The 13,367-nt window shown below is 63.1% G+C and carries 12 protein-coding genes; 4 read left to right on the top strand and 8 right to left on the bottom strand.

Translation table 11 applies throughout. The features are described from left to right. Positions 1-111: 111 nt before the first annotated feature. The 3 genes from AC1Z36_RS09125 (at position 112) to AC1Z36_RS09115 (ending at position 2,725) form a co-directional block, all read left to right on the top strand. Positions 112-1,104 carry a methionine ABC transporter ATP-binding protein gene (locus AC1Z36_RS09125; protein ID WP_105657506.1) on the top strand — a complete coding sequence of 331 codons (993 nt, stop codon included), beginning with the start codon at positions 112-114 and terminating at the stop codon, positions 1,102-1,104. A gap of 3 nt (positions 1,105-1,107) precedes the next feature. Next, positions 1,108-1,773 carry a methionine ABC transporter permease gene (locus tag AC1Z36_RS09120; RefSeq protein WP_105657507.1) on the top strand — a complete coding sequence of 222 codons (666 nt, stop codon included), beginning with the start codon at positions 1,108-1,110 and terminating at the stop codon, positions 1,771-1,773. A 103-nt stretch (positions 1,774-1,876) separates the two neighbouring features. Next, complete coding sequence (locus AC1Z36_RS09115) at positions 1,877-2,725, top strand: MetQ/NlpA family ABC transporter substrate-binding protein (RefSeq protein ID WP_105657508.1); 849 nt, start codon at positions 1,877-1,879, stop codon at positions 2,723-2,725. A gap of 176 nt (positions 2,726-2,901) precedes the next feature. On the opposite strand, the gene hemL is transcribed toward AC1Z36_RS09115, so the two are convergent. From hemL to hemE, 8 genes are all read right to left on the bottom strand, one after another. Then, positions 2,902-4,209, bottom strand: a complete 1,308-nt coding sequence (hemL, locus tag AC1Z36_RS09110) for a glutamate-1-semialdehyde 2,1-aminomutase (RefSeq protein ID WP_400288341.1) — start codon at positions 4,207-4,209, stop codon at positions 2,902-2,904. Positions 4,210-4,213: 4 nt separating this feature from the next. After that, complete coding sequence (gene hemB, locus AC1Z36_RS09105; protein ID WP_105657510.1) at positions 4,214-5,197, bottom strand: porphobilinogen synthase; 984 nt, start codon at positions 5,195-5,197, stop codon at positions 4,214-4,216. 62 nt (positions 5,198-5,259) lie between these two features. Continuing rightward, a complete protein-coding gene (locus AC1Z36_RS09100) occupies positions 5,260-6,051 on the bottom strand; it encodes a uroporphyrinogen-III synthase (RefSeq protein WP_105657511.1) in 792 nt (263 codons plus the stop codon). Between the two features lie 9 nt (positions 6,052-6,060). Continuing rightward, complete coding sequence (hemC, locus tag AC1Z36_RS09095; protein WP_105657512.1) at positions 6,061-7,035, bottom strand: hydroxymethylbilane synthase; 975 nt, start codon at positions 7,033-7,035, stop codon at positions 6,061-6,063. Beyond that, the gene (locus AC1Z36_RS09090) at positions 7,032-8,237 is read right to left on the bottom strand and encodes a ferrochelatase (RefSeq protein WP_105657513.1); all 1,206 of its coding nucleotides are present in this window, start codon (positions 8,235-8,237) and stop codon (positions 7,032-7,034) included. Before AC1Z36_RS09090 ends, hemC begins: the two co-directional genes overlap by 4 nt. Continuing rightward, entirely contained in the window at positions 8,234-8,920 is a 687-nt protein-coding gene (gene hemQ, locus AC1Z36_RS09085; protein ID WP_105657676.1) for a hydrogen peroxide-dependent heme synthase, read from the bottom strand. Before hemQ ends, AC1Z36_RS09090 begins: the two co-directional genes overlap by 4 nt. A 92-nt stretch (positions 8,921-9,012) precedes the next feature. Continuing rightward, complete coding sequence (gene hemG, locus AC1Z36_RS09080; RefSeq protein WP_483561191.1) at positions 9,013-10,605, bottom strand: protoporphyrinogen oxidase; 1,593 nt, start codon at positions 10,603-10,605, stop codon at positions 9,013-9,015. Positions 10,606-10,711: 106 nt separating this feature from the next. Beyond that, positions 10,712-11,767 (bottom strand): uroporphyrinogen decarboxylase, encoded by a 1,056-nt coding sequence (gene hemE, locus AC1Z36_RS09075; protein ID WP_332594821.1) that lies wholly within the window; start codon positions 11,765-11,767, stop codon positions 10,712-10,714. A gap of 148 nt (positions 11,768-11,915) precedes the next feature. Between hemE and AC1Z36_RS09070 the strand changes: the two genes are divergently transcribed. Then, on the top strand, positions 11,916-13,235 hold the full coding sequence (locus AC1Z36_RS09070) for a glutamyl-tRNA reductase (protein ID WP_402741132.1): 1,320 nt from the start codon (positions 11,916-11,918) through the stop codon (positions 13,233-13,235). Positions 13,236-13,367 lie beyond the last annotated feature (132 nt).

The following is a 13,367-nucleotide window of genomic DNA, read 5'->3' as shown; positions in this document are numbered from 1 at the left end:
CATACTAAGAATCTTGACTGTAATTTCCCCTTGATTCGGGCGATTTTGTTCGATGATGATTCAATGGAGGGTACTCTCTACACCCTTTGAGAATCTGAAGGAACACGCCTAGTGATCACAGTCAGTGACCTGCGCAAGGTCTACCAGCAAGACGGCAAGGATGTTGTTGCCCTTGATGGTGTCAGCCTTGAAGTCCCTACCGGGAAAATTCATGGCATCGTCGGACATTCCGGAGCGGGTAAATCCACTCTCGTCCGTTGCTTGACCTTGCTCGACCAGCCCACATCCGGAACCGTTGCCGTTAACGGCAAGGAGCTGACCAACGTCAGCACCGACGAGTTACGGAATGCGCGACGTCGAATTGGCATGGTTTTCCAGCACGCGAACCTCTTCGACTCGCGCACCACCGAGCAGAATGTGGCATACCCGCTGGAGCTTGGTGGCATGCCCAAAGCCGAAATTGATGCCAAGGTCGCTGAACTCCTGGAGCTCGTGGGCCTGACCAGGTTCGCCAAAGGGTACCCATCCCAGCTTTCCGGTGGCCAGCGCCAGCGCGTTGGTATCGCCCGGGCGCTGGCCACCGATCCGGATGTCCTGCTCTGTGATGAGCCGACCAGTGCCTTGGATCCGAAGACCACCGATGAAATCCTCGATTTGGTCAAGAAGCTGCGCGATCGGTTGAACATCACCGTGCTGATCATTACCCACGAAATGCACGTCGTGAAGCAAGCCTGCGATTCCGTTTCGCTGCTGGAAGGCGGCAAGATCGTGGAGCACGGCAATATCGAACAGGTCATCACCAACGCCGAAGGCACTTTGGCTTCCACGTTGCTCCCGCTTCCGGGCGACGCACCACGCATCGAGGGCGAAGGACCGATCCTGGACCTGCTCTACACCGGCGGCCAGGCGACCCAGCCTGTCATCTCTTCCATTGCCCGCTTGTTCAATACCGATGTCAATGTCTTGGCTGGTTCGGTCGAGCAGCTTGGCAACCAGCAGTACGCGCACTTGCGCCTGCAGCTGGCTCCCGACGCGGATCTGGATGCAATCGTGAACCACCTGAAGTCCACCGGCATCGCCGTAACCGTGAAGGGAGCCAAGTAAGCAATGGATTTCTTCACCCCCACCGTACTCAAGGCCGTAGGCCAAGCGACCGTCGAAACCCTGCAGATGGTCTTGATCTCAGGTGTGATCACCGTGATCATCGGACTGCTGCTGGGTATCTTGCTGCATGTCACTGGCAAAGGCGGACTGGCGCCGGTCCGCTGGCTAAACGCGATTCTCTCCACGGTGATCGTGAACATCACCCGTTCCGTCCCGTTCGCCATCTTAATGGTCGCCCTGATTCCGTTCGCCGCGATGCTCATCGGCACCGCGCTGGGCCCGATCGCTGCCTCGGTCTCTTTGACCATCGGCACGGTCCCATTTTTCGCCCGCCTGGTGGAAACCGCCTTGCGCGATGTTTCCGCTGGCAAGGTCGATGCCGCGCTGGTGATGGGTTCCACCAAGCTGCAAACCATTCGCAAGGTCCTGGTGCCTGAAGCCATGCCCGGCATCATTTCGGCCGTCACCACCACTCTGGTGACCTTGATCGGCTACTCCGCGATGGCTGGCTTGGTAGGCGGTGGCGGTTTGGGTCGTCTGGCCTACAACTACGGCTACGTCCGCTACAACATGCCCATCATGCTTGCGACCATCGTGATTATCGTGATCATGGTCCAGCTGGTGCAGGTCATCGGTGATGCGATCGCCCGCAAGGTCGATCACCGCTAGTCAAAACTTCCGCCGGTCTATCCGGCGGAGCCGTGGAACCGCTGAGGACACGGCAAATCCACTCGCATCGTGCCTCACGGCTCTACCTAAGGAAAAACAAGTTATGCGCAAGAAACTCGCACTCGCCATCACCGGTGTTGCCACCGCATTCGCCCTGACTGCTTGCGGCAGCAGCGAACCAACTGCTGATGCTGCAGCGACCCTGGATCCGGCAAACCCTACGGTTATCAAGGTAGGCGCCAGCCCGGTCCCACAGGCAGACATCCTGAACTTCATCGATGAGAACTTGGCGAAGGAAGCCGGCATCGACTTGGAAGTCATGGAGATCGATGACTACGTCACCCCGAACACCGGACTTGCCGACGGCTCGCTGGATGCCAACTACTTCCAGACCGAGGCCTACCTGGCTACCGAGATGAAGGAAAAGGGCTACGAGTTCGCGCACGGCGCTGGCGTTCATGTGGAGCCAATGACCGTCTTCTCGAAGAAGTTCAAGGACGCCAAGGACGTCGCAGAAGGCACCAAGGTACTGCTGAACAACGACCCGGTGAATCAGATCCGCGGCATGCGCGTCCTGGAAGAAGCAGGGCTGCTGCAGAACCTCAGCGATGATGATTCCCTGCTGACCGTCAACGGCAACGCGGACAAGAACCCGCTGAACCTCGAAATCACTGACGCCAACGCCGAGCAGGTCGTCCAGTACTACAAGTCCGATGATTCCATCGGCTTGGCGGTCATCAACGGCAACTACATCGTCCAGGCCAAGCTGGACAAAGCAGAGATGCTTGCCCAGGAGTCGGGCGCGAACAACCCCAACGCCAACTTCCTGACCTGGCGCGACGGCGAAGAGACCCCGGCTGTTGCGAAGCTTGAAGAGCTGTTGCACTCCGATGAGGTCCGCGATTACATCGAGAAGACCTGGACCGACGGCAGCGTTATCGCCGCTTTCTAATCCGGTTTCCAGCCACGGGGCATTCCCGAACGCTTGAACCTTGACTGCCCGAGTTCCGTATACGGAACTCGGGCAGTTCCGTTTCCCACCGTCTTTCCAGGCTTAAATGAGCCAGGGCCAGGCAAGCACCTCACGGTGCCTGCCTGGCCCTGGCTGTTGCCCTCGGGAGCCTGCAATTAGGCCGTGGCGGCCGCAGCGGCCCGGGCAGCTGCTGGGAGGGCCGCGAAGATCTTCTCCATTGCGGCATCATCATGGGCCGCCGAGACGAACCATGCTTCGAAGACGCTTGGCGGCAGGTACACCCCGGAGTCCAGCATCGAGTGGAAGAACGGTGCATAGCGGAAGGCTTCCTGCCCCTGCGCGTCAGCGTAGTTGCGCACTCCCCTTTCGGAGGTGCCGAATGCTACCGAGAACAAGGTACCGGCGCGCTGGATCGAGTGGTCCAGGCCAGCAGCATTGAAGGATTCGGTGATGGCACCCTGCAGCGCCTCGGACTGCTTGGCCAGGTGCGCGTAGACGTCCTCGGTCGCGTGGGTCAGCTGGGCGATGCCGGCAGCCATCGCTACCGGGTTGCCCGACAGCGTGCCTGCCTGGTAGACCGGACCCAATGGTGCCAGGTAGTCCATGACCTCAGCGCGTCCGCCCAGGGCCGCGGTGGGCAAACCGCCGCCGATGACCTTGCCGAAGGTGTAGAGGTCTGCGTTCCAGCCCTCTTCCTTGCCGGTCAGGCCCCAGTAGCCCGATGAGGAAGCGCGGAAGCCGGTGAGGACCTCGTCGAGGATCAGCAGCGCGCCGTGCTTGGCGGTAGTTTCCTTCAGGAACTTGTTGAATCCGTCCTCTGGAACTACGACACCCATGTTGCACGGAGCAGATTCGGTAATCACCGCAGCGATATTCGCACCGTGCTCGGCGAAGGCCGCCTCGATGGCGGCGCGGTCGTTATAGGGCAGCACCAAGGTCTCTGCTGCCGTGGCAGCGGTCACGCCGGCGGAACCTGGCAAGGCCAGGGTGGCAACACCCGAGCCGGCGTCGGCCAGCAGTCCATCGAGGTGGCCGTGGTAGCAGCCGGAGAACTTGATGACAAGGTCACGGCCGGTGTAGCCGCGGGCCAGGCGGACGGCGGTCATGGTGGCTTCGGTGCCGGTGGAGACCATGCGCACGCGTTCCACCCCGCCCATGCGGGACTTGATCAGCGCGCCGAGCTTGGCCTCATCCGGAGTGGATGCGCCGAAGGACAAACCGCGGTCCACGGCCGCGTGCACGGCAGCCTGGATCTCCGGGTGGGCGTGGCCCAGCAGTGCCGGACCCCATGAGCACACCAGGTCGACATACTCCTTGCCGTCGGCGTCGGTCAGGTATGCGCCCTTGGCACCGACCATGAATGGAGGAACACCGCCGACCGAACCGAAGGCGCGCACCGGGGAGTTCACGCCACCTGGCATGACTTCGCGGGCTTCGGCGAAAAGCTTTTCAGAGTTCGACATGTTATTACTTGCCTTCCTTGAGCCAGCCGGCAACTTCGGCTGCATAGTAGGTGAGGATCTGCTGGGCACCGGAGCGCTTGATCGACAGCAGCGATTCAAGCACGGACGCCTTGCGGTCAATCCAGCCGTTGGCGGCGGCGGCCTCGATCATCGAGTACTCGCCGGAAATCTGGTAGGCGGAGACTGGAACTGGGGAAATATCGGCAATATCGCGCACGATATCCAGGTAGCTCATGGCCGGCTTGACCATGATCATGTCCGCGCCTTCGGCAATATCCAGTTCAGCTTCCAGCACCGCTTCGCTGCGGTTGGCCGAATCCATCTGGTAGGTGCGGCGGTCCCCCACCAGCTGGGAGTCCACTGCCTCGCGGAACGGGCCGTAGAAGGCGCTGGCGTACTTGGCGCTGTAGGCGAGGATGGAGACATCCTGGCGCCCGGCAGCATCCAGTGCCTGGCGGATGACGCCGATCTGGCCGTCCATCATGCCCGACGGGCCCAGCATGTGGGCGCCGGCCTCGGCCTGGGCCACTGCCATCTGGCCGTAGATTTCCAAGGTGGCATCGTTATCCACGTTGCCCTGGGCATCGAGCACGCCGCAATGGCCGTGCGAGGTGAATTCATCCAGGCAGACATCGGACATGACTACCAGTTCATCGCCTACCTCGGCGCGCACCGCGGCAATGCCGCGGTTCAAGATGCCCTGCGGGTCCAGACCGGCCGAGCCGTTCTCGTCGCGTACTTCCGGGATGCCAAAGAGCATGATGCCACCCAGCCCCAGCTCGGCCGCGTACGCCGCGGCAGCCTTCAGCGAGTCCATGGTGTGCTGGTAGACCCCCGGCATGGAGGTGATCTCGTTGGGTTCGACCAGTCCCTCGCGCACGAAGGCAGGCAAGATCAGTTGGCGTGCCGAAAGCTCATTTTCTGCCACCAGGCGGCGGATGGCAGGATTCTGCCGCAACCGGCGCGGGCGATGCTGAGGGAAACCCATGGCTCCTCTTTCTCCAGTTCTCATAACTTCTTATTCCGTTGTGCACACTTCCGGTCCCGGAGTTACCGGTGCCGGAGCAAATCTTGGGCCGCACGGGCCAGGCCCTGCGGGGTGGGAGCGGAGGCCACGGCATGCACCGGCAGCCCGGCACGCTCCATAGCCCGGGCCGTTGGATGGCCAATCGCGATGGTCTGCAGCTTCCCGGGCAGCTGCGTCCCTGCCAGCTGCACGAAGCGGCGGACCACGCTGGGCGCCGAGAAGACCACCAAATCCTGTTCTTCCAGTCTGTCACCGATCCGGTTCGCCGGTAGGACGTTGAGTCCGGCTGCCGCTTCCGGCTCAGAGACCGGGGTGCCGGGCGCCGGGGCATCCACGGTTTCATAGGCAATGAATTCGTTGACCTGCACCGGGTATTTGCCCAGCCCATCAGCCAGCGTGGAGCTGGCCAGATCGCCGTGCGGATAGCAGATCCTGGCACCCGGCTCAGGGATCCATGCCGCAAGCATGCCGGCAGCCGATTGCTCTTCAGCTTCGAAGTCCACGCTGCGGCCCAAGTGCCGCTTGATGGCCTCGGTGGTCTTCTCTCCAACCGAGGCCAGACGCAGCTGCTCCGGCAGGAGCGCTCCAGCCAGCACCTGCTGCACCACCTTGACGGTATTCACCGAGGTGAAGACCAGCCAGGAGTAGTCTCCGGCGACCAGATCGCTGGCCATGCGCTGCAATGCGCTGCGGTCGGCGGGCCAAACAGTTTCGATCAGCTGGGCGCACCACGAGGTGATGCCCAGCCGATCGAATTCCTGCACGGTGGCCGCGGCACGTGCCGGGTTGCGCAGGATCAGTACTTGATAAGCCATGGTCCGGAACTAGGCCAGCCCGGCAACTACGGCAGCGCCATCAGCGATCATCGACTGCGCCAGCGAACGGCCCAGCTGCTGTGCTGCATCCGCCGTGCTGCAGGAGATCCGCGCACTGCGGCGCATGGTCTGCGAGCCATCGGGGTTGCAGGCGACCGCATCGAGGACCAGCTCATCGCCCTCGATATGGGCCAAGGCGCCAATCGGGGCAGCACAGCCGGCTTCCAATTCGGAGAGCAGCGCACGTTCGGCCTCCACCTGCATGCGGGTAGCGGCATCATCGAACTGCGCCAGAGCCGCATCCAATGCGCCGTGGCCGGTGCCCGCGGTACGGGTTTCCAGCGCCAAGGCGCCCTGGCCCGGGGCGGGCAGCATGATGGAGGGATCCAGGTACTCGGTGATGTGCTTGTCCAAGCCCAGGCGGCGCATCCCGGCAGCTGCCAGGATCACCGCGTCCAGGTCACCCTGGGTGCCGCGGCCCACGCTGCCATCATCCAGCGTCTTCCCGACACCCTTGACCCGGCCCAAGCGGGTGGGGACGTTGCCGCGGATATCGACAATCTCGAAGTCGCTGCGGTAGGCCAGCAGCTGGGCTGCACGGCGCGGCGAACCGGTACCGATCTTCGCACCCTGGGGCAGCTGGTCCAAGCCCAGCGAGTCGCGCGAGCACAGGGCATCGCGGACATCCTCGCGCGGCGGGATCGAGGCCAGGACCAGGCCCTCGGGCTGCGCAGTGGGCAGGTCCTTGAGCGAGTGCACGGCCAGGTCGCAGCCGGAATCGAGCAGGTGCTGGCGCAGCGCGGCGGCGAAGACGCCGGTGCCTCCGAGGGTGGCCAGCGAGCCGGTCACCACATCGCCTTCGGTCTTGACCAGCACGGTCTGCGCGGCCAACCCGGAAATCCCGGCCAGCTTCTGCGCGGCCCATCCGGTCTGGGTGGTCGCCAGCGCGCTGCCGCGCGTTCCTACGCGAAATGCTTCGGTCATGGCTGGGGTACACCAACTTCTGAATCGACTGCGCCGATGGTCGGGCGCAAGGTTCCGTCCAGGGCGCGCTTCTCGCAGCAGCCCGGACGGCAGACATCAAACCATGGGCCGCATTCGAGAACCGAGGTGCGGCCGGCGCGCAGGGCCTTGCCATCGGGGCCGGCCAGGCGTTCTTCGACCAAGTCCACCAGTCCGGAGATGAACGCCTGGTGGGTGCCCGGGGTGGCGACGCGGTCAAAGGCCAGGCCCAGTTGGGCGCAGCTGTCCTTGGCTTCGGTATCCAGATCCCACATGACTTCCATGTGGTCCGAGATGAAGCCGATGGGCACGACCACGACGCCGGCGACACCGGCTGCGGCATCCTCTTCCAGCGCGTCGTTGATATCCGGTTCCAGCCATGGCACATGCGGTGCCCCGGAGCGGGACTGGTAGACCAGGCTGTGGTCCAGGCCCTTGGCCTCCTCCACCTGGGACAGGATGTAGTTGGCCACCGCCTGGTGCTGGCTGGTGTAGAGATTCCCGTAGCCTGCGGCCCGGATACCTTCGGGTCCTGCGGCCTCGGCGTCGGCCATCGGAATGGAGTGTGTGACGAAGACGATCTTGATCGCCCCGTCTTCCTTGCCCGCTTCGGCCAGCTGCGCACGCACATTGGCCAGCGAGGAACGCAAGGACTGCGCAAAGGGCGTCACGAAGGCAGGAGTGTCGAAGAACTGGCGCAGCTTGTCCACTTCCACCACACCGTCCAGCCCGGTGTTGACTAGGCCCATGCCCGCATCCTCGCGGTACTGGCGGCAGGCCGAGTAGCCGGAGTAGGCGCCGGTGCCCATAAGCAGCACCTTGCGGTGGCCGTCGGCAGCCAGCTGCTTGAGGGTGTCGTCGATAAACGGGTGCCAGTTGCGGTTGCCCCAGTAGATGGGCAGGTCGATGCCGCGGGTAGCCAGCTCTGCCTCCAGCGCGGCCTTCAGTGCACGGTTCTGCGCGTTGATTGGCGAGACGCCGCCGTTCTTGCGGTAGTGCACCGCAACTTCTTCCAGGCGCTCGTCAGGGATGCCGCGGCCCTCGGTGACCTTGCGCAGGAACGGGATGACATCATCCTGCCCTTCCGGTCCGCCGAAGGATGCCAGCAAGATGGCATCGTAGGACTTGGGAATCATCTGGCCGTTGCGGTCATATCCCTCGCGGGGGTCAAAGGCCTGGCTCACTTCAGTACCTCTAGCGCTTCAGCTGCCGAGATGCGGCGGCCGGTGTAGAACGGAGTCTCCTCACGCACATGGTGGCGGGCTTCGGTGTAGCGCAGGTGGCGCATCATGTCGACGAGATCGATCATGTCGTCGGCTTCGAGGCAGATCTGCCATTCGTAGTCGCCGAAGGAGAAGGCCGCTACGGTGTTGGCCAGCACGTTCGGGAATTCGCGGCCCAGGATGCCGTGGTCGCGCAGCATCTTGCCGCGGGCCGCCGGATCCAGGGTGTACCACTCGGTGGAGCGGACGAATGGGTAAACGGTCATCCATTCCTTCGGATCCAGGCCGCGCGCGAACGCTGGCGAGTGGTCCTTGGCGAATTCCGCTTCACGGTGCACGGCCATGGTGGAGTAAACGATTTCGGTGCCGGCCAGCAGGGCCGAACGGCGGATCTTGCGCATCGATGCCTGCAGCAGCTGGGCCGATGGCCCGTGCACCCAGAACATCACGTCAGCGTCCTCGCGCATGGCCGAAACGTCGTAGATGCCGCGCACGGTGGCGCCTTCGGCGGCCAGCTCGGCGACCAGCGCATCGAATTCAGCGGCAGCAGCCTCGGAACGCTCGACAATTTCCGAACGCTTGAAAATGGTCCAGAGAGTGTAGAAGAACGTCGGGTTTTCTCCTGCATTTTCGCGTTCACGAATTACTGGGGAATTATGCTCCGGTGCGTTGCTCACTTGATATTCTCCTTGATCTGGTTTCGGACAAAAGTCCAGGATAGTTGGCCCGGGTGCGGTTAGCGGGCGCTGATCGCGACGGCACTGCGGGCTTGGGCGATAACTCGCGCCAGTCCGGTGCCGGCAATCCATGCGCCAACCACATCGAGCCCTTCGAAGCCCGACAGGCTGCGCTGCAGTTGCGCGCGGCGCGCGGTAGCGGCCTGGCCCTGCAGCGGAACCATGTCGCTGAAGCGTGAAACGGTGCTGCCCAAGACATCATCAAGATGCAATTGAACACCGAGAATCTTTGAAGCATCTTTGATTGCCTGGTCGATGAGAGCTGAATCATCTCCGGATTCGACAAGTTGCTCATGTTCGCCGATTCGTCCAAAGGACAGGCGCAGTATGTGGGTGCCAGGGCCGGCCTCTGCGGCGAGCCAGGGCCACTTGGCCGTGGAATGGGTCAGCGCCTTGGCCGTCAGCGGGGCGTTCCTGGAGACCAGCACACCCGATCCGCGCGGGGCATCATCGAGTTCCGGCTTATCGACCACCAAGATCGCCAAGGCAATGGCATTGGCACCGCTTTCGCCGGCGATCCGCTCTTCTGGTGCCAGCAGGGGGTTCAGCAGGTCCAGTGCCGGCTCGGCCGGCGTCGCGAGAACTACCCGGTCAGCGAGCAGTTCATGGCCCAAGGTCGTGACTGCATACGGAGTTGGCGACTGCGCATCGTGGCGCAAGGAGGTCACCGGCGAATTGCGCACCAGCGCAACGCCAGCCTGCTCCAGCTGGGACACCAGGGCTTCGACCATGGTGTACATGCCGCCGTTGAGGCCAGCCACACGGGAACCAGCCGGAGCCGAAGCCTGCAGCCGGGTGACGGCGCGGGCCAGCGAACCGGTCTCCTGCATGGCTTGGCGCAGTCCAGGCGCGGCGGCGTCAATGGAAATCTTGGCAGGGTCGGTGGAATAGACGCCGTTGATGACCGGGGCCACCAGCTGGTCCAGTACCGCCTGTCCCATGCGGGAACGGACCACTTCAGCGATGGTCAGGTTCTCCGTGGCCCACTTCTTGTTCATTGGCGTGATCAGATCCGCTGCGGCACGCACGGTGGCCGGTCGGCCAATGATGCCGCGCACCTCGTCGGTGCGCACATTGCCCGGGATGCCCAGCATTGCGGTGGCAGGCATCTGGTGAGCATGAATTTCCTGCTCTTCCCCCTGGATGAGCCAGGCCCGCTCTCCGGAGGTCCTGGCGATCTGCCCGCCTAGATCCAGCTCGTCGAGGTAGGAGGAAACAATGCCGCCACGCAGGGCGAAGGATTCCGCGCCAGCATCAATCTCCATGCCGGCAACTTCGGTGGTGCGCACGCAGCCACCGAAGTTCGCGGTTGCTTCCAGCACGGTCACTTCGTGTCCGGTCTGGCGAAGTTCACGGGCAGCGACCAGGCCGGCGATGCCGCCACCGATCACCACCGCATGCGGGGCCAATGGCTTCTGGGCCTGATCGGCCGATTCGCTCTTCGCTAGGCGTGCTTCGCTGGCGCTGCGCACCTTTTCCAGCAGGCGCAAGGCATGCGCTGCGGCATCGTTGGCAATATCGCGTCGCGGTTTGGACGCCCCGGTGGCTTCAGCTGAATCCCCTGCGCGCAGATTGCGCTGTTCCTTGCTCACGTGCCTAGCACCTTCTACCTTCACAATATGCCGATGCCCTGTTCCCTGCCCATGGCCTCGGGGGCCAGTTGGAACACAGCGTTAAACCTAGCTTAGACCTGTTGAATTACAGCGAGTGAATGAGCTCCACCACACGGGTCAACACGGTTGGGTCGGTGGTTGGCGGAACGCCATGGCCCAGGTTCACCACATGTCCGCGGGCCTTCTTGCCTGCTGCAACCACTTCGCGCACGTGCGCCTCGAGAACTTCCCACGGGGCATCGAGCAACGCCGGGTCGATGTTGCCCTGGACCGAAACGTCCTGGCCCAAGCGTTCAATCGCGGTTTCCAGCGGGATGCGGTAATCCACGCCCACGGTATCCACGCCAGCATCGCGCATGGCGGTGAGCAGTTCGCCGGTGCCGGTGCCGAAGTGGATCAACGGCACGCCCAGGTCGCGGACGTAGTCCAGGGACTTCACCGAGTACGGGGCGACGTGCTTCTGGTAGTCCGGAAGCGAGAGCGAACCAGCCCAGGAGTCGAAGAGCTGCGCGGCCGAGGCGCCGGCTTCAACCTGCGCCCGCAGGAACTTGCCCGAGGCGTCGGCAGCCCAGGTCATCAGTCCGTCCCAGACGTCCGGGTCGGTGTGCATCATGGTGCGCGGTCCCAGGTGGTCTCGGCTTGGCTTGCCCTCGACCATGTAGGCGGCCACGGTGAATGGCGCACCGGCGAAACCGATCAGCGGGGTCTTGCCCAGCTCGGCCACGGTCAAGCGCACGGCTTCGCGGATGGGTTCCAGCGACTCGTCCGTCAGCTCCGGAAGGGCAGCTACCTGCTCCCTGGTGCGAATCGGGGTGTCCAGCACCGGGCCAACGCCTGGCACGATGTCCACGCCAATGCCTGCAAGGCGCAGCGGGATGACGATGTCCGAGAAGAAGATGCCGGCGTCCACCTTGTGGCGGCGCACCGGCTGCAAGGTGATCTCGCTGGCCATGGCAGGGTCAAGGCAGGAGTCGAGCATGCTCACTCCTTCACGCAGCTTCAGGTATTCAGGCAGCGAGCGGCCAGCCTGGCGCATGAACCACACCGGGTGATGCGACGGCTTCTTGCCGGTCAAAGCGTGGATCAAAGCGGAATCTTGGGTACGTCCATCAATCAACGGATGGTTCTGCGACAGGGTCATGCCCCAATTCTGCCAACTCTTCAGATTAAAAGCCCATTTACTGCGTTCGCCCGCAGGGGAAGGTGAGCAAACTAACCCCTTGGAACCATGCGGATTTAGGCACACCTGCGTTGTCTGCCGGTATTTTCCGGCCTATTCTGGGGTCACTGTGGTTTTCTTATCTCTTGTCGCATCGCATTCCCAGCTCGATCTGGAGACCGTCGCACAAATCAGTGCTTCGGCCGACGGGCTGGCAGCTGCCTCCGTTAACGGTTCGGCGGCTATCAATGGCGCCGTCGTGCTGGCCACCTGCAACCGCTTCGAAGTCTACGCAGACGTGGACCACGTGGAGGACGCAGCAGAACATCTGGTCAACGAGCTGGCAGCAAGCACCGACCTCTCCCCCGAATTCCTGGCCCGCCGCCTCACCACGCTGGAAGGCGACCCGGTAGTTGAGCACCTCTTCTCCGTAGGCGCCGGACTGGACTCGGCCGTTGTCGGCGAACGCGAAATCGCTGGCCAGGTGCGTCGAGCACTGACCCAGGCGCAGCAAGAGAAGACCACAACCAGCAACCTCACCCGCCTGTTCCAGAACGCCACCCGCGCGGCCAAGGATGTCGGTTCGAATACAGACCTTGGCACCCAGGGCAAGTCCGTGGTTTCGGTGGCCCTCGATCTGGCCGAAGAACTGGCCACTGAAGACCGCGACTGGTCCGAGCAGGATGTTGTGCTCTTTGGCACCGGTTCCTACGCTGGCGCCACCATGGCGTTGCTCAAGGAACGCGGCGTCCAGCGCATTTCGGTTTACTCCCATTCCGGGCGCGCCGCAGATTTCACCGCGAAGCGCGGCGGCTTCCCGCTCAGCGACGAATTGCTGCCGCAGGCCCTGCGCGAAGCTGACATCATCGTCGGCTGCTCCGGCGGCGGTCACCAGTTGGCCCGTGCAGAGCTTGAAGCGCTGCGCGTGAAGAAGCACCCGCTGATCGCCATCGACATGGCGCTCACCCACGACTTCGATCCGACCATGGTCGAACTGCCCGATGTTGAACTGATTACCTTGGAATCGGTGCGCATGGCCGCCCCGACCGAGCAGGCCACGGCCGTTCACGCGGCTAGCCGCATCGTCAAGAACGCCACCGCAGAATTTGCCGCCGCTCAGCGTGAACGCGAGGCCGACTTCGCGATTGTCGCGCTGCGCCAGCACACCAAAGCCGTTCTGGATGCCGAGATCGCGAAGGTCCGTGCCCAGCACGGCTGCAGCGCCGCAGCCGAGGAAGTCGAGCTGGCCATGCGCCGCATGGTGCGCCAGCTTTTGCATGTGCCTACCGTGCGTGCCCGCGAACTGGCAGGCGAAGGCCGCACCGGCGAATACGTCTCGGCCCTGGAAACCCTCTACGGCTTGGAGCTCTCGCAGCCGGAGCCCGGGAAATCGGAGACTACGCAGGCCCTGGGCAACTGTCCAGCCGCCCCGGAAGCCAAATCAGCGTAGAAAACCTGATTTCCCCCAGCATATTTCCACTTTCCGCACAGAAGCATGGAATACTACTTCCAAGTAGATTATCCACCCGAGAATTCCTTTGATGACTTGGGAGCTGATCACTCTGCAGCTGGAAAGGCCCCA

Source organism: Glutamicibacter sp. BS14 (genome assembly GCF_056934375.1).
This window is presented reverse-complemented; position numbering and strand designations above follow the sequence as displayed.